The organism is Streptomyces sp. NPDC052299 (assembly GCF_040679335.1).
Lineage (GTDB): Bacteria > Actinomycetota > Actinomycetes > Streptomycetales > Streptomycetaceae > Streptomyces.
Window position 1 is genome coordinate 50,446 of the sequence record NZ_JBFAUP010000002.1, and the last position, 15,081, is coordinate 65,526.

Annotated in this window: 16 protein-coding genes; 10 read left to right on the top strand and 6 right to left on the bottom strand. The window is 73.0% G+C overall.

The genetic code is table 11. The features are described from left to right. Positions 1–14: 14 nt before the first annotated feature. On the bottom strand, positions 15–1,154 hold the full coding sequence (locus AB0L33_RS03435) for an aminoglycoside phosphotransferase family protein (RefSeq protein WP_365677436.1): 1,140 nt from the start codon (positions 1,152–1,154) through the stop codon (positions 15–17). Between the two features lie 232 nt (positions 1,155–1,386). Here AB0L33_RS03435 and AB0L33_RS03440 point away from each other — a divergent pair, with 232 nt between their 5' ends. Continuing rightward, positions 1,387–2,880 carry a hypothetical protein gene (locus tag AB0L33_RS03440; RefSeq protein WP_365677437.1) on the top strand — a complete coding sequence of 498 codons (1,494 nt, stop codon included), beginning with the start codon at positions 1,387–1,389 and terminating at the stop codon, positions 2,878–2,880. A 55-nt stretch (positions 2,881–2,935) separates the two neighbouring features. On the opposite strand, the gene AB0L33_RS03445 is transcribed toward AB0L33_RS03440, so the two are convergent. Further along, entirely contained in the window at positions 2,936–4,360 is a 1,425-nt protein-coding gene (locus tag AB0L33_RS03445) for a SpoIIE family protein phosphatase (RefSeq protein ID WP_365677439.1), read from the bottom strand. A 343-nt stretch (positions 4,361–4,703) separates the two neighbouring features. On the opposite strand from AB0L33_RS03445, the gene AB0L33_RS03450 reads away from it, so the two are divergent. Then, positions 4,704–4,964 (top strand): type B 50S ribosomal protein L31, encoded by a 261-nt coding sequence (locus tag AB0L33_RS03450; protein WP_365677440.1) that lies wholly within the window; start codon positions 4,704–4,706, stop codon positions 4,962–4,964. Positions 4,965–5,085: 121 nt separating this feature from the next. Here AB0L33_RS03450 and AB0L33_RS03455 read toward each other — a convergent pair whose 3' ends face one another. The 3 genes from AB0L33_RS03455 to AB0L33_RS03465 all read right to left on the bottom strand — a co-directional run bounded on the left by AB0L33_RS03455 (position 5,086) and on the right by AB0L33_RS03465 (position 8,738). Then, positions 5,086–5,745, bottom strand: coding sequence for a YoaK family protein (locus tag AB0L33_RS03455; protein ID WP_365677884.1), 660 nt, complete (start codon positions 5,743–5,745; stop codon positions 5,086–5,088). 23 nt (positions 5,746–5,768) lie between these two features. Further along, positions 5,769–7,142, bottom strand: coding sequence for a deoxyribodipyrimidine photo-lyase (locus AB0L33_RS03460; RefSeq protein WP_365677441.1), 1,374 nt, complete (start codon positions 7,140–7,142; stop codon positions 5,769–5,771). 66 nt (positions 7,143–7,208) lie between these two features. Further along, on the bottom strand, positions 7,209–8,738 hold the full coding sequence (locus tag AB0L33_RS03465) for an SDR family oxidoreductase (protein ID WP_365677442.1): 1,530 nt from the start codon (positions 8,736–8,738) through the stop codon (positions 7,209–7,211). 129 nt (positions 8,739–8,867) lie between these two features. Between AB0L33_RS03465 and AB0L33_RS03470 the strand changes: the two genes are divergently transcribed. From AB0L33_RS03470 to AB0L33_RS03495, 6 genes are all read left to right on the top strand, one after another. After that, a complete protein-coding gene (locus tag AB0L33_RS03470) occupies positions 8,868–9,548 on the top strand; it encodes a VanZ family protein (RefSeq protein ID WP_365677443.1) in 681 nt (226 codons plus the stop codon). A gap of 94 nt (positions 9,549–9,642) precedes the next feature. Then, positions 9,643–10,434, top strand: a complete 792-nt coding sequence (locus AB0L33_RS03475; protein ID WP_365677444.1) for a DUF4389 domain-containing protein — start codon at positions 9,643–9,645, stop codon at positions 10,432–10,434. A gap of 42 nt (positions 10,435–10,476) precedes the next feature. Continuing rightward, positions 10,477–10,992 carry a DinB family protein gene (locus AB0L33_RS03480; protein WP_365677445.1) on the top strand — a complete coding sequence of 172 codons (516 nt, stop codon included), beginning with the start codon at positions 10,477–10,479 and terminating at the stop codon, positions 10,990–10,992. A gap of 79 nt (positions 10,993–11,071) precedes the next feature. Further along, a complete protein-coding gene (locus AB0L33_RS03485; protein WP_365677446.1) occupies positions 11,072–11,785 on the top strand; it encodes a DUF4230 domain-containing protein in 714 nt (237 codons plus the stop codon). A 116-nt stretch (positions 11,786–11,901) separates the two neighbouring features. Then, positions 11,902–12,348: a nitroreductase family deazaflavin-dependent oxidoreductase gene (locus tag AB0L33_RS03490; protein WP_365677447.1), complete on the top strand. Its 447-nt coding sequence runs from the start codon at positions 11,902–11,904 to the stop codon at positions 12,346–12,348. A gap of 242 nt (positions 12,349–12,590) precedes the next feature. Next, the gene (locus tag AB0L33_RS03495; RefSeq protein WP_365677448.1) at positions 12,591–12,998 is read left to right on the top strand and encodes a DUF6221 family protein; all 408 of its coding nucleotides are present in this window, start codon (positions 12,591–12,593) and stop codon (positions 12,996–12,998) included. A gap of 17 nt (positions 12,999–13,015) precedes the next feature. On the opposite strand, the gene AB0L33_RS03500 is transcribed toward AB0L33_RS03495, so the two are convergent. Further along, positions 13,016–13,204, bottom strand: coding sequence for a DUF6381 family protein (locus AB0L33_RS03500; RefSeq protein ID WP_365677449.1), 189 nt, complete (start codon positions 13,202–13,204; stop codon positions 13,016–13,018). Between the two features lie 153 nt (positions 13,205–13,357). Between AB0L33_RS03500 and AB0L33_RS03505 the strand changes: the two genes are divergently transcribed. Together AB0L33_RS03505 and AB0L33_RS03510 are read left to right on the top strand one after the other, a co-directional pair. Continuing rightward, complete coding sequence (locus AB0L33_RS03505) at positions 13,358–14,350, top strand: helix-turn-helix domain-containing protein (protein ID WP_365677450.1); 993 nt, start codon at positions 13,358–13,360, stop codon at positions 14,348–14,350. Positions 14,351–14,454: 104 nt separating this feature from the next. Further along, a complete protein-coding gene (locus AB0L33_RS03510) occupies positions 14,455–15,078 on the top strand; it encodes a cysteine hydrolase family protein (protein ID WP_365677451.1) in 624 nt (207 codons plus the stop codon). The last annotated feature ends 3 nt before the right edge of the window (positions 15,079–15,081 follow it).

Below are 15,081 nucleotides of genomic sequence, written 5' to 3' on the forward strand. Positions count from 1 at the left end.
CGGGGGCCGGCCGGTCAGCGCGTGCCGACCGCCGCCCGCACGGCGTTCCGGGCCATCGCGCAGTCGTCGTGCAGCCGGCGCAGCAGCAGCCGCTGCTCCTCGCCCGGCGCGAGCGCGCCCGGCCGCTCCTGCACGGCTGCCCGGGCCGGCCCGGCCTCCCGCATGGCCCGCTGCACGGCCGTCTCGTACCGGCGGATCTCCCGCGTGAGCACGAGCATCAGGTTGACCAGGAACGCGTCGCGAGCCGCCGGGCCGGCGACCTGCGCCAGCTTGCTGATCTCGCGCCGTGCCACCGGGGCGTCACCCAGCACCGTCCACAGCGTCGCCAGGTCGTACCCCGGCAGATACCAGCCCGCGTGCTCCCAGTCCACCAGCACCGGTCCCGTGGGCGACAGCAGGATGTTGGACAGCAGCGCGTCGCCGTGGCAGAACTGCCCCATCCCGTGGCGCCCGCCGGAGTGGGCGATCCCGTGCAGCAGCTTCTGCAGGTCGCCCAGGTCCCGGTCGGTGAAGAGACCCAGCTCGTGGTAGCGGTTGATCCGGGCCGCGTAGTCCAGCGGCGCCTCGAACAGGCCCGCCGGCGGACGCCAGGCGTTCACCCGCGCGACCGCCCCGAGCACGGCGCGCAGGTCCGCGCGGGGCGGCGCCTCGGCCGGGTGGCGCGTCAGGGCGGCCACCCGCCCCGGCATCCGCTCGATGACCAGCGTGCAGTTCTCCGGGTCGGCGGCGATGAGCCGGGGCACCCGTACCGGCGGGCGGTGCCGGACGAACGCCCGGTATGCCGCTATTTCGTGCCGGAACCGCTCCGACCACGCGGGAGAGTGGTCCAGTAAACACTTCGCGACCGCCGTCGCGCGCCCTGTGGAACCGACCAGCAGTACCGAGCGCCCGCTGCGCCGCAGCACCTGCACCGGATTGAACTCCGGGCAGATCCGGTGCACGGACGCGATCACCATCCTCAGCTGGGCGCCCTGCGGGCCCGACAGGTCCAGCCGTCCGCCGAGCGAGGGGGCACCGGGCCCACCCGGCCGCCGGGGCCGCCCGATGCCGGGGGCCGGGAGGGTGGCGCGCGGGTCGAGATACGGTCCGCCGCCCGCCTGGAGGGGACGGAGCGGCCGGGGCGGGGCGGACACGGAGGACGATGCTGTGTACATGGGCGATACAGATCCCTTCGTGCGCCGACTAGTTGCGTGCGCCACCCCGGCCGGCGGCCGTTCGGCACCCTGGGGAGTACCTAGGGCTGCCGGGCGGGGTTGCGCTTTCCTACCTGACACCGGGGAGCGGGTGTCTCTCGACATAGCGCACCCTGGCGAAAGCCTGGCGAATAGTCGCAAGGCATCTGACACGGGGTTACTGTCAACACAGCCGAGAACCTGGGGGCTTGACGTGACCGGAGAACCCAACACCCGCCTGTCGGACCTGTTCGGCCTTGCCGGCTGGTCCAAGGGCGAACTCGCGAGAATGGTGAACCGGAAGGCGGCGGCCATGGGCCACCCGCAACTGGCCACCGACACCTCGCGCGTGAGGCGCTGGATCGACATGGGGGAGTCCCCCCGCGATCCCGTTCCGAGGGTGCTGGCGGCTCTGTTCACCGAGCGGCTCGGTCGTGTCGTGACCATCGAGGACCTCGGGTTCGGCCGACGCGGGCGTGCGGGGAAGCGGCGAGAGGCCGGGACGCAGGACAATCCCGAGCAACTCCCGTGGCCGCCCGAACGGACGGCAGCGGTCCTCACCGAATTCACGGGAATGGACCTCATGCTCAACCGACGCGGCTTGATGAGCGCGGGCGCCGTGCTCGCCGCCGGCTCCGCCATCGCCGGCCCCATGTACGACTGGCTGCACACCGACCCCGCACTGGCGGCGGGGGCCCCGCACACCGGAGACCCCCTGCACGCGGATCCGGCCGGCTTCGACCGGTACGAGGCAGCCCCCATCGGCTCCGAGGAGATCGAGGCCCTGGAGCGGTCCGTCGAGGTCTTCCGCGCCTGGGACGCCTCCCGGGGCGGCGGCCTCCAGCGGAAGGCCGTGGTGGGCCAGCTCAACGAGGTGGGCGGCATGCTCGCCTACCACCACCCCGCCCACCTCCAGAAGCGGTTGTGGGGCGTCGCCGCCAACCTCGCCGTCCTGGCGGGGTGGATGTCGCACGACGTCGGCCTCGAACCCACCGCGCAGAAGTACTTCGTCATCGCCGCGCACGCGGCACGCGAGGGCGGCGACCGCCCGCGCGCAGGGGAGGCCCTGTCCCGCGCGGCCCGCCAGATGGTCCACCTGGGCCGGCCCGACGACGCGCTGGACCTGATGAAGCTCGCCAAGTCCGGCTCGGGCGACGCCGTCCTGCCGCGCACCCAGGCGATGCTCTGCACCATCGAGGCGTGGGCGCAGGCGTCCATGGGCCGGGGACAAGCCATGCGGCGCACCCTGGGCCGGGCCGAGGAGCTCTTCGTCTCGGACAAGGCCGATGTGCCCCCGCCCAGCTGGATGCAGATGTTCGACGAGGCCGACATGCACGGCATGCAGGCCCTCGCCTTCCGCACGCTCGCCGAACACGACCCCTCGGCGGCGGTCATCGCCCAGCGGCACGCGAAGCAGGCCCTGCAGCTGCGGGTCAACGGCCGCGAGCGGTCCAAGATCTTCGACTACATCTCGCTCGCCTCGGCGTGCTTCATCGCCGACGACCCGGAACAGGCCGACCGCTATGCGCGGCTCGCCCTGGTCACGATGGGGGAGACCTCCTCCCACCGCACATGGGACCGGCTGCGCGAGATGTACCGGCTGACCGGGCAGTTCTCCGGCTACGCGAAGATCGAGGACCTGCGCGAGCAGATCCAGCTCGCCGTGCCGCCGAGCCAGCGGAAGAAGTCGGGGAGCGCCGAGATCTGAGGAGCCCGGGGACGCGACGAGCGCCGGGTGGCCGCCACAGGCGTCTGCCGCTTCCTCACGCCCCGACGCGGGCGATCAGCAGGCAGGCGTCGTCCAGTCGCTCGGCCGCGCCGAACGCCTCGACGACGATCCGTACGCACTCCCGCGCCGAGCGGGCCTCGGCGAAGCGAGGGGCCAGCCCCAGCAGCGTCTCCGTGCCCGGGCGCGCACCGCCGTGCCCGGCGGCATCGTTGCGCGCCAGTCCGTCGGTGTGCAGCACCAGTACGTCGCCGGGGAGCAGGTGTGCCTCGACCTGTTCGTAGGCGACCCCGGAGGCCGCGCCGAGCAGGACCCCGTCCGGCAGCGGCAATGGGCGTCCGGTGCCGTCGCGGAAGAGCAGGGGTGCGGGGTGTCCGGCCTGCGCCCAGTCCAGGGTGCGGGTCGCCGGGTCGAACGTGCCGCACACGGCGCTGCCCAGCGCCGGCTGAATGGAGGTGTCCAGCAACTGGTTGAGGTGCCCGAGGAGGGCGCCGGGCTCGATGCCGGCCATCGCCATGCCGCGCACCGCGCCCATCACCACCGCCATGGCGGAGGTGGCCTGGACGCCGTGGCCGGTGAGATCGCCCACGGTGAGCATCGTCCTGCCGTCGGGCAGCTCCATGGCGTCGTACCAGCCGCCGCCGACCAGGGCGCTCGTCTCGGACTGCAGATAGTGGGCGGCGATGTCCAGGGCGCCGGGCCCGCTGTCCGGGAGGCGGAGGGAGGTCTGCCACGGCGGGAGCACGGCTTCCGCCGGCTCCGCCGCGGCCCGGTGCCTCGTGCCGGGCCGTTCGCGGCGCAGGGAGTCATGGGTGCGGCGCACCACCTGCTGGCTGCGCCGCAGCGCGCTGACGTCCCGCAGGACGGCCCACATGGAGGCGGTGCAGCCGTCCGTGTCGAGCACGGGCTCGCCCATCATGTGCAGGGTCCGGACGCGCCCGTCGGTGTGCCGGATGCGGAACTCGCCGTCTATCGGCTTGCCGTCCACCAGGCAGTCCGTGACGAGCGCGGTGAGTAACGGCTGGTCCTCGGGGAGCAGCAGGGAGGGCAGGGCGTCCAGCGAGAGCCCGCCCGCCTCCGGGTCCCGGCCGAAGATCCGGAACAGCTCGTCGGACCAGCTGACCTCGTCGGTGAGCAGATTCCACTCGGCGCTGCCGACCCGGCCGATGAGGGAGCCCGTGGGCTCGTCGGCGGTGTCCGCGGGCCGGGCGGCGGGCTCCGCCGGCAGGCCGTCCCGGAGCTGTCCCAGATGTGCGCCGAGGTCGTCCAGGTGGTGCACCGCCAGCTCGCACAGCGCCCGCTGCCACCGCGTTTGCGGGTCGTCCTCGTCCACGCGCACGGCGTCGCGCCGCACCGCGTCCACATCGCCGCGCAGCCGGCGCGTGCGGTGGATCAACGCGTCGACGGCATCGCGTTCGGGTGGTTGCGGGGCGGATCGGTCCGCGGAGAGAGGGGACGGCATGTCGTACTCCGATGCAGGGCGGTACAACCAGTGACGAAGGGTGGACCGCATACGACTTTCGCACAGCCGGAAGAGGCCCGTAAGTGGTTTGGCAACACTCGATGCGTTCTTGCATCCGGCATATGCCAGCGGCTGACTGTAGCCCATCTCATTTCGAACAGCCTTGCTGTTGGCGGCGGTTGGTGCAAGTCGCGAGGCGAGCGGCGGGCGGGAGCGGGCGGGGAATGCGGGGGAGGGGTGCCGTGTTGTACGGGCAGAACGAAAACGAATCCCGTTCCCGTGAAGGTTCGGAGTCCGTGATCGTCGCCCCGTACGACCGTCCGCGTCCAGGAAGGAACGCCACATGAAGTCCCGTATCCACCCCGTCTCCCGTCCGGTGGTCTTCCGCGACCGCGCGGCCGGGACGGCCTTCCTCACCCGTTCCACCGCCGACTCCGAGCGGCGCGTGACGTGGGAGGACGGCCGCAGCTATCCCGTCATCGACGTCGAGACCTCGTCGGCGAGCCACCCCTTCTACACGGGGGCCCGGCAGGTGCTGGACACGGCGGGCCGGATCGAACGGTTCCGGCGCCGTTACGGCCACGAGGCCCCCGGTGCCCGGTGACCGGGCACCCGCGGGTCGTCCGCCCGTGCCCTGGATCACAGTCCGGGGCACGGATTGCGGGGAACAGACCGTGATGGTTTATCGTTCATCTATATGCGGATGACGCCCTGAGCGCCCGCGTTCAAGCCGCCCCGGCTGGATTCCCCCGATCCGGCCGGGGCTTCCCCTTTTCCGCCCCGGGCACCGCCTGCCCCGGTCCGGCCGCGGCCTCCAGCAGCAGCGCGGCCACCGCCGGCGCCACGGCCGCCACCGCCCCGCCCTCGGGCCACAGCCGCACGGCCAGCGCCGCGAGCGCTGCCCCGGCCACCACGGCGGCCAGCCTCCCCGCGGCCCAGCCGTCGTCGCCCCGCCCGGCCCTCACCACGAGGCGGCCGATGAGCGACGTCAGTGTGCCGGTGAAGTAGTTCGTGGGCGTCGCCCGCACCCGCCCCTGGATGCCCATCGCGAGACCCATGAGCACCAGCAGACCCAGCCGGTCCGCTTCCGACGCCACCAGCCCGGCCGCCCACAGTCCCGCCCCCGCCGCGAGCAGCACCACCTCGGCCAGCAGCATCAACGGCACCCGCCGCCACATCCGCTCACCGGCCAGCGCGGCACCGGCCACCCCACAGCCGTACGCGACCAGCGCGGTGACGACGCGCAGCGCCACGCCCTCCTCGCCCGCCCCGGCGGCCGAGGCGCCCAGCAGCACCAGGTTCCCGGTCATCACCCCGGCGAAGACCTGGCCCACGCAGAGGAAGACGAACGCGTCCGCCGCCCCGGACGCCGCCGACAGCAGCAACAACGCCACGCGCTCCCGCCGTGTCACTCCAGCCCACGCGCCTGCCGGAACCGGGCCAGGCCCTCGGCCAGCCGCACCACGGGCTCCGGGTAGTCCAGCCGCTCCCGCTCCTCGTCGGGCAGCTTCCACGGCTCGTGCACGGCGGACCCGGAGACCGGCGAAAGCTCCGGCACCCAGCGCCGGACGTACTCCCCGTCCGGGTCGAGCCGCTTGCCCTGCACGACAGGGTTGAGCACCCGGTTGGGGCGGCTGTCGGTGCCCGTGCCCGCCATCCACTGCCAGTTCATCTGGTTGTTGGGGATGTCGCCGTCCACCAGGAGGTCCAGGAAGTGCCGTGCCCCGACCCGCCAGTCCACGTACAGCGTCTTGGTCAGGAAGGAGGCGGTGAGCAGCCGGCCCCGGTTGTGCATCCAGCCCTCGTGGCGCAGCTGGCGCATCGCGGCGTCGACCATCGGATAGCCGGTCCGCCCCTGCCGCCATGCCTCGACCTCGTCGGCCGCGTCCGCCTCGGACCGCCAGCGGTCCTGCTTGTCGCGGTAGTTCACGTGCGAGGAGGCGGGCCGCGCAGCGAGGACCTGGTAGTGGAACTCCCGCCAGCACAACTGCCGCACGAACGCCTCGGCCCCCGCGCCGCCCGCCTCCCGCGACCGGTGCACCAACTCGACGGGGGACAGGGTGCCGAAGTGCAGATGCGGGGAGAGCCGGGAGGTGCCGTCGGCCGCCAGGTCGTCGTGCCGGTCCTCGTACGCGTCGAGCCCGCGCCGCCGCCAGGCCGCGAACGCCTTGCGCCCCGCCTCCTCGCCCCCATCGGCGAGCCCTTCCGACACACCCGGGACGTCGTCGCGGGAGGGCACCTGCTCGGAGCGCGGCCCCTCCGGGACCCGGACCGTGCGCGGTGCGCCGAACACCTCGCGCAGCCCTTCCTGCGACCAGCGCCTGAAGTACGGCGTGAAGACGGCGAAGTGGTCCGAGGAGGCGGGCGTCACCGCGCCGGGCGCCACCGCGGTGATCACGCCGTCGTGGACGCGCAGCCGGCGCCCGTCGGCCTCCAGTGCCTCCCGCAGCCGCTCCTCGCGGCGACGGGCGTACGCGCTGACGCCCGCCGCCACGTGCACCTCGTCGGCGCCGGTCTCCGCGGCGACCGCGCACACCGCATCGGCCACGTCCCCGGACCGGATGACCAGCCGCCCGCCCCGCTCGCGCAGACCGGCGTCCACGTCGCGCAGACAGTCGGCGAGGAAGGCGCGCCGGTTCGGGGCGTCGAACCCCGCCTCCTCGATGGCCCTGTCCCGGACGAACAGAGGCACGATCTCATCGGCCGACGCGAGTGCGGCGTGCAGCGGCGGATGGTCGTGCAGACGGAGATCGGCGGTGAACAGGACGACCGCAACGGCCATGGCGCAACTCCAGATGAGGCGGGGACAGCCATGCTGCCGTCACCCGGCCCGCCCGGGACGCACCGCTCAGGGCGACACCGCCGGTATCGCCCGTCCGGGTGACGTCCGGCTCTCCGCCGCCCGCGCGATGTTGCGCGCCATCCCGCCGAACACCACGGCGTGGAACGGCGAGACGCTCCACCAGTACACGTGCCCGAGCAGCCCGCGCGGATGGAACAGAGCCCGCTGCCGGTAGCGCGACCGGCCCTTCCCGTCCCGCTCCACGTACATCTCCAGCCAGGCCGGGCCCGGCAGCCGCATCTCCGCCCGCAGCCGGAGCAGGCGCCCCCGCTCGATCTCCTCGACCCGCCAGAAGTCCAGCGAGTCGCCCACCCGCAGCCGGTCCGTGTCGCGCCGGCCGCGCCGCAGGCCGACCCCGCCCACCAGCCGGTCCAGCCAGCCGCGCACCGCCCAGGCCAGCGGGAACGAGTACCAGCCGTGCTCCCCGCCGATGCCCTCCACCACCCGCCACAGGGCCTCCGGCGACGCGTCCACCGCGCGCTCACGCACATCCGTGTACAGGCTGCCGCCCGCCCAGTCGGGGTCCGTGGGCAGCGGGTCGCTGGGCACGCCCGGCACCGAGGCGGAGGACCACCGGGTGGTGACCCGGGCCTCCCGGATGCGTTGCAGAGCCAGGCGCAGCGCCGTGTCGAAGGGGAACGGCTGCCCCGCCCCGTCGGGGACGTATCCCGCGATGTCGTGCTCCCGGCACACCACCTCGTACCGCAGGGACTCCGCCAGCGGCCGGGCGATCGACGCGGGTACGGGTGTGATGAGCCCGACCCAGTGGCTGGAAAGACCCGGTGACAGCATCGGGACGGGCAGGATCAGCCGGTGCGGCAGCTCCGCCACCTCCGCGTAACGCTGCATCATGTCCCGGTACGTGAGGACGTCGGGACCGCCGATGTCGAACGAGCGGTTCACGTCCCGGGGCATGCGGGCGCTGCCCACCAGATAGCGCAGCACATCGCGGACGGCGATGGGCTGGATGCGCGTCGACACCCAGCTCGGCGTCACCATCACCGGCAGCCGCTCGGTGAGGTAGCGCAGCATTTCGAAGGACGCGGAGCCCGAGCCGATGATGACGGCGGCCCGGAGCGCGGTCGTCGGCACTCCGGAGTCCAGCAGGATGCGTCCGACCTCGGCCCGGGAGCGCAGATGCGGCGACAGCTCCCGCTCGGACACGCCTTCGGGGGTGAGGCCGCCCAGATAGACGATGCGGCCGACCCCGGCGGCCCGTGCCCGTTCCGCGAAGGCCGTGGCGGCCCGCCGGTCGGTCTCCTCGAAACCGGCCCCGGTCGTCAGCGCGTGCACCAGGTAGTACGCCACGTCGATGCCGTCCATGGCCGGGTCGAGCGAGGCCGCGTCCGTGACATCGCCGCGTACGGTCTCCACCTCGCCGGCCCACGGGTGGTCGCGCAGCTTCTCCGGGGTGCGCGCCAGGCAGCGCACCCGGTGCCCTGCCGCCAGCAGCTCCGGGACCAGGCGGCCGCCGATGTAGCCGCTGGCTCCGGTGACCAGGCAGTTCAGGGGCGCGTCGGCGTGGTCGTCCGTCATGGGACCTCCGCATCGGTCCGGATGCGCCGGGCCGTGCGGGACCGGCCTGTCGCGACCAGTCTGACGCCGGGAGGCCCGCCCCGCACGGCGCGCGGGTGTGGCCCGGCGCTCGCGGGGCATCCGTGGCCCATGGACGCAGCGGCGGCAAGACCTCAGCGGGACACGGCCCGGCGCAAGGGATGGGGGCGGCTCCTGCTGCGCGTCTCCATCCTGGTGCTGGCCTTCGTGGCCATGGTCGGATTCTCGGTGGTGCTGGCGAAGGTGACGCTCACCCCGTCGCCCGCCTCCGAGGAACTCGTGAAGTCGAACCTGCACCCGGGCCGCTCGCTGCGGCAGTACGCCGAGGACTACACGTTCCTCGCGGCGTGCAAGCAGGCCGGCGGCAACCTGATACTCGGCATGCCCTTCGGCATCCTGCTGCCCATCCTCGTCCCGCGACGGCTCCGGATGCTCCGCATGTTCCTGCTGACCGTGGCGGTCATCGTCCTCGTGGAACTGGTGCAGGGAGCGGTCGTGCGGGGCCGCGCCTTCGACGTGGACGACGTCATCCTCAACACGGCGGGCGCCCTCCTGGCCTATCTGCTGGTGGGGCGGCGCCTGAGCCACCGCTACCACGTCCTCGCCGAGGCCCCGGAGCGAGAGGCGGTGAACCGGCCGAAGGCCGCGCCCCGTGCCAAGGCCGCCGGGACGAAGCCGAAGCCCCGTCCCAAGGCCGCGCCCCGCCGCACCGGCCGGTCCGCGTCCGTCTGGTCGCGGCTGCGCCAGGGCGTCCGCCGCAGGGCCGCGCGCGGCCGGCTCCGCAAGCGCTGACCTGCGGCGGTACGGCTACCCGATCGGCCCGTGGCCGATTGCGGACCGGGTCCGGCGGGCCGACGGTGGAAGGCCACCGCCGAAGAGGAGCGACATGAGCGACGCCCAGTGGAGCCCGGGGCCGCGCGCCGGGGACGCCGACGAGTTCCGGCCCGTGCTGGACGTCGTGGAACCCGCCCGCCAACGGCGGCTCACCGTCCTCTTCCGGCTGCTCCTGCTGATCCCGCACTTCATCGTGCTGTTCTTCCTGGAGATCGGGGCCTTCTTCACCGTCGTCTTCGGCTGGTTCGCCGCCCTGGCGCTCGGCCGGCTGCCCGGGCCCGTCTACCGCTTCCTCGCCCAGGTCCTGGCCTACCGGACACGCGTCGGCGCGAGCGCCATGCTCCTCGTCGACCGCTATCCGCCCTTCAGCCTGTCCCAGCCGCCCGACCACCCCGTCCGCATCGACGTCCGCCCGACACGGCTGAACCGGCTCGCGGTGTTCTTCCGGCTGATCCTGGTCATCCCCGCCGCCGTCGTGCAGGGCCTCGCCACGTCCGGCTGGTCCGTCCTGGCCGTCCTGTGGTGGCTCATCACCCTGATCCTGGGGCGCATGCCCCGCCCGCTGTTCGAGGCCACGGCGGCCACCCTGCGCTACGAGATGCGGGTCTCCGCCTACTTCTCCCTGCTCAGCCCCGCCTACCCCAAGGGCCTCTTCGGCGACGACGACCTCTCCGTACCTCCGGGACAGCCGCGCTCCGCCACCAGGCCGCTGGTCATGAGCACCGCGGGCAAGGCGCTGGTGGTCCTCTTCCTGGTCCTCGGGCTCGTCGGCGGTGCCACGACCTCCGTGACCCGCTCCGGTTCGGACGGCGACGACTACGGCATGAGCGCGATGGGCGCGTAAAACCACTCGTACGAACAGCCGTTCAGGGTGCATGATCGCCGGATGACCTGGACCGCACCCGCTGCCACCCGTACGCCCGGCTCGCTCGTCGCCGCCGAACGCGAGATGCTCACCGGCTATCTCGGCTGGTTCCGCTCGACCCTCCTCCAGAAGTGCGCCGGACTCACCGGTGAACAGCTCGCCGAACGGACGGTCGAGCCGTCGAACCTGTCCCTGCTGGGGCTCGTACGCCACATGGCCAAGGTCGAACGCACCTGGTTCCGGCAGCGGTTCGCCGGGCAGGAGCTGGAGCCCCTGTACGACCCGGCCAAGGGCAAGGACGCGGATTTCGAGGACCTGGACCCCGCCACGGCCGCCGAGGACTACGCCCGGCTGATCGAGGAGTGCCGGCTCGCCGACGAGATCGTCGCCGGCGCCTCGCTGGACGACACCTTCACCCACGACGGGGAGGTGTACTCGCTGCGCCTCGTCCACGTCCACATGATCGGGGAGTATGCGCGCCACATCGGCCACGCCGACCTGGTGCGCGAGCGGCTGGACGGGGTCACCGGGGCCTGAGGGGCCCGGGAAGTGCCGGGAAACGGGCCGGGCGCGGACCGTCCTGCGTGAACCCGGCGGGGCGGGTCATACGGACCCTATGACGTCCACCGACCCGGCGACAGAACCGTCCACGAAGCCCGGCCCGGCCGACGACGGCCGGCGCCGCCGTCACTGGGGGCGCGCCGCCGCCTTGTGCGCGGCCGCGCTCGCCCTGCTGCTCCTCGGCACCCGCCTCAGCCTGCTGCCCGGCCTGGGCGACCTCTTCGGCGAGGAGGCCCACGACCGCACGGGCCCGGCGGTGCTCAAGTCGATCCAGGACATGAGCAGGTACGAGGCGGCGGCCGGCAATTTCCAGGTCGTGGTCGACCTGGAGAAGGACACCAAGTACGTCCCCGACGTGATCCGGGGCAGCCGCACGCTGTACGTCGGCGCGGGCACCGTGTCCGCGTACGTCGACCTCGGGCGGGTGACGAGCGGGGGAGTGGTCGTGAACGAGGACCGCACCACCGCCGAACTCCGGCTCCCGCACGCGGTCCTGGGCAAGCCGGCGCTCGACCCCGACCGCTCCTACGCGGTGTCCAAGCAGCGCGGCCTCCTCGACCGGCTCGGCGACTTCTTCTCCGACAACCCCGGCAGCGAACAGGCCGTCAACAAGCTGGCCGCACGCCACATCGGGGACGCGGCGAAGGAGAGCGGCCTGGCGCGGCGCGCCGAGAGGAACACCACCGCGATGCTCAAGGGCCTGCTCGAGTCCCTGGGCTTCGAGCAGGTCACGGTCCGCTACGGAACCGAGGGCACCGGCCGCTCCTGACCGCGACACGACGGCCGGGGCGGATTAGCCCGGCCGCAGAAGTCGTTGAAGCCATGATGAGATGCCGCGGCCGACGAGGTGCCACGGCCGGACAGACCGACGACGGGACAGAACACATGCCTCTCCAGGGCGAGTACGAGCCGAGCCCCTCCCAGTGGGTTCGCGACCAGGTCGAGCAGTACGAGAGCTCGGGTGGCACGGAAGGGACGACGATGCGCGGCATGCCCGTCATCGTCCTGACGACCGTGGGCGCCAAGAGCGGGAAGATCCGCAAGACGCCCCTGATGCGCGTCGAGCACGACGGCCGGTACGCGGTGGTCGCCTCCCAGGGCGGCGCCCCGACCCACCCCGTCTGGTACCACAACCTCAAGGCCGACCCGCGCGTCGAGCTCCAGGACGGCCCGGAGCGCCGTGACATGACGGCGCGTGAGGTCACCGGTGCCGAGAAGGAGCAGTGGTGGGAACGCGCGGTCGACGCGTTCCCCGACTACGCCGACTACCAGAAGAAGACGGACCGGCAGATCCCCGTGTTCGTACTGGAGCCGGTGGACGGGAGCCACTGAGGCGCGAGGGCGTGTCCGCGAAGTCCCGTCCGGCCCGCGACGCCTGGCACGCACTCTCGCGCACCGGCCGAAATCCCAAGTACATCCAGTACGGGGGATGTCGGCCGGCACGCCAAGAGCAGGCACCAGACGCCGCAGGCCACGCCCTTCGGGCGTACGACGGGACTTCGCGGACACGCCCTCGGGATAGTGTCCAGCTCGGCCCCCAGGGGGTGGGGCCGAGCGGAAGGATGCGAAACCAGATGACGACAGACAACTCCGACCTCGTCGCCTTCGTCAGGGCGCGCCTCGACGAGGAAGAGGACCTCGCGCGGGCGGCCGGCGGCGAGGCATGGCGGTGCCCCGCCGAGTCGCCCGGCGAGATCCACGACCGGGGCGGCGCGATCGCCTTCACCCTGCGCACGCACGGCCACGCCTACGACCGGCACATCGTCCGCCAGGACCCGGCCCGCACGCTCCAGCGCATCGAGACCAACCGGGTCCTGCTGGACGAGTACGCCGAGGTGGCCGCGCTCGACGTGGACCGCCCGCAGCGCGACTTCGCCTCCGGCCGGGCCTTCGGCCTGGGCTTCGCGGTCCGGCAGCTGGCCGCCGAGAACGCGGGTCACCCCGACTACCTGGTGAAGTGGCTGCCCCGGTTCACCCAGTAGCGGACGGGCCCGCCGGCTCAGAGCGCGTTCGTCCCGTGGTCGCCCTTGGTGGTCACCTGGTCGCTCCGCTCCTGGAGCCGGCGGGCCTTGTCCCGCAGGCGCTGCCGCTCCTGGGGGTCCGATGTGCGCTCGGCGGTCTCCCGCATCTCCTCGGCCTTCGCCCGGATGCGCTCGGCCCGGCCGCCGGTCTCGTCCGCAACGCTCATGATCACTCCAGGTTCTCGGTGGAGAGCCGTCCATCCCAGCGAACCAGTGCGCCCGCGCGCCCGCATCTCGGACGCGGGGCGGACCCCGCCGATGTCCGAATGTGACAGGGAACCGTCATTGCGGCCATCCGCACGGCTGACGAGGATGGAGACATGTCCACCACACACCGCGTCGTCATCGCGGTCTTCCCCGGCGTCGATCTCCTCGATGTCTCGGGCCCCGCCGAGGTCTTCGCCCTGGCCAACAGGGTGACCGGGGGCCGCGACCGCTACCGGGTCCGGCTCGCCGGTCCCGAGGCGGGCGAGGTCCGGACCTCGGCGGGGGTGCGGCTGCTGACCGACCTCACCTTCGACGAGGTGGGCCGGGAGGTCGACACCCTGCTGGTGCCCGGCGCGGTCGACCTCACCGACGACGGGCCCGTCGCCCGGATCGACCCGGACATCGTGGCCTGGGTGCGGCAGACGGCCCCGCACGCCCGCCGGGTGGCGTCCGTGTGCGTCGGCGCGCATCTGCTGGCCGCCGCCGGGCTCCTGGACGGGAAGACGGCGACCACGCACTGGTCGACCGCCGCCCAGCTCGCCGCCGCGCACCCGGAGGTCACGGTCGACGCGGACCCGATCTTCGTACGCGCCGACCGGGGGCGGGTGTGGACCGGCGCCGGCATCAGCGCCTGCCTGGACCTCGCGCTCGCCCTGGTGGCCGAGGACCTGGGCGAGGACACCGCGCTCGCCGTGGCACGCCAGCTGGTGATGTACCTCAAGCGGCAGGGCGGACAGAGCCAGTTCTCCGTCCCCCTGAGCAGACCGGCCGCCTCCCGGCGCGAGATCGACGTGCTGCGGCTGTGGATCGCCGACCACCTCGACGAGGACCTGTCCGCACCGGTGCTCGCGGCGCGGATGTGCCTGAGCGAGCGCCACTTCGCCCGGGTCTTCAAACAGGAGACCGGGGTCTCACCGGCCGCCTATGTGGAGTCGGCCCGCGTCGAGGCGGCCCGCCGGCTCCTGGAAACGACCGACGACCCGCTCGACCGGGTGGCATCCGCCGCCGGACTCGGGTCGGCGGAGACCCTGCACCGCGTGTTCCGGCGGCAGATCGCCACCACACCGGCCGCCTACCGCCGCCGCTTCCGTACCCACGCGGCCTGACCGCTCGAACACTCCGACAACCCCGCCGGGCAGGGCGGAGGCTCCGCCCTGCCCGGAGACCTTCCGGCGAACCCCGGAAGACAACCCCGAGAAAGGCACCACCCATGACCACGAACCAGCCTTCCGCGACCCTTCGCGAGGTCTCCGGCCTCGACGCCCGGCTGCCCCGGCTGAGCGAATCCGTCCTGATCCTCATCGACGTCCAGAACACCTACCGGACCGGCGTCATGGCCCTGGAGGGCGCCGAGGAGGCCGTCGCCGCCTGCGCGCGTCTTCTGGACCGGGCCAGGGCCGCCGGCACGCCGGTGATCCATGTCATCCACGACGGCGGCGAGGGCTCCCCGTACGACATCCGCGAGCACATCGGCGCCCTCAGCGACGAAGTGGCGCCCCGGGAGGGCGAGGCGGTGGTCGTCAAGCAGTTCCCGAACTCCTTCCACCGCACGGAGCTGGAGAAGACCCTCACCGCCCTGGGCGCGGAGCCCGGCAGCGGCAAGGACCTGGTGCTCGCCGGATTCATGGCCCACATGTGCGTCACGCACACCGCGCAGGGCGCGTTCAACCTCGGCTACCGGCCCACTGTCGTCGCCGAGGCCACGGCCACCCGCAGCCTGCCCGCGCCCGACGGCACGGTCGTCCCGGCCGGAACGCTCAAGACCGCCGCGCTCACCGCCGTGGGCGACCTCTTCGCCCCCGTCGCCGCCACGGTGGACGACATCCCCGCCTGACGG

What these genes read in the sequence shown, in the direction of transcription:
- AB0L33_RS03435 (WP_365677436.1), bottom strand. Translation starts at nt 1,154, where the DNA reads ATGTACACAGCATCGTCCTCCGTGTCCGCCCCGCCCCGGCCGCTCCGT.
- AB0L33_RS03445 (WP_365677439.1), bottom strand. Translation starts at nt 4,360, where the DNA reads ATGCCGTCCCCTCTCTCCGCGGACCGATCCGCCCCGCAACCACCCGAA.
- AB0L33_RS03450 (WP_365677440.1), top strand. Translation starts at nt 4,704, where the DNA reads ATGAAGTCCCGTATCCACCCCGTCTCCCGTCCGGTGGTCTTCCGCGAC.
- AB0L33_RS03460 (WP_365677441.1), bottom strand. Translation starts at nt 7,142, where the DNA reads ATGGCCGTTGCGGTCGTCCTGTTCACCGCCGATCTCCGTCTGCACGAC.
- AB0L33_RS03465 (WP_365677442.1), bottom strand. Translation starts at nt 8,738, where the DNA reads ATGACGGACGACCACGCCGACGCGCCCCTGAACTGCCTGGTCACCGGA.
- AB0L33_RS03470 (WP_365677443.1), top strand. Translation starts at nt 8,868, where the DNA reads ATGGACGCAGCGGCGGCAAGACCTCAGCGGGACACGGCCCGGCGCAAG.
- AB0L33_RS03475 (WP_365677444.1), top strand. Translation starts at nt 9,643, where the DNA reads ATGAGCGACGCCCAGTGGAGCCCGGGGCCGCGCGCCGGGGACGCCGAC.
- AB0L33_RS03480 (WP_365677445.1), top strand. Translation starts at nt 10,477, where the DNA reads ATGACCTGGACCGCACCCGCTGCCACCCGTACGCCCGGCTCGCTCGTC.
- AB0L33_RS03485 (WP_365677446.1), top strand. Translation starts at nt 11,072, where the DNA reads ATGACGTCCACCGACCCGGCGACAGAACCGTCCACGAAGCCCGGCCCG.
- AB0L33_RS03490 (WP_365677447.1), top strand. Translation starts at nt 11,902, where the DNA reads ATGCCTCTCCAGGGCGAGTACGAGCCGAGCCCCTCCCAGTGGGTTCGC.
- AB0L33_RS03495 (WP_365677448.1), top strand. Translation starts at nt 12,591, where the DNA reads ATGACGACAGACAACTCCGACCTCGTCGCCTTCGTCAGGGCGCGCCTC.
- AB0L33_RS03500 (WP_365677449.1), bottom strand. Translation starts at nt 13,204, where the DNA reads ATGAGCGTTGCGGACGAGACCGGCGGCCGGGCCGAGCGCATCCGGGCG.
- AB0L33_RS03505 (WP_365677450.1), top strand. Translation starts at nt 13,358, where the DNA reads ATGTCCACCACACACCGCGTCGTCATCGCGGTCTTCCCCGGCGTCGAT.
- AB0L33_RS03510 (WP_365677451.1), top strand. Translation starts at nt 14,455, where the DNA reads ATGACCACGAACCAGCCTTCCGCGACCCTTCGCGAGGTCTCCGGCCTC.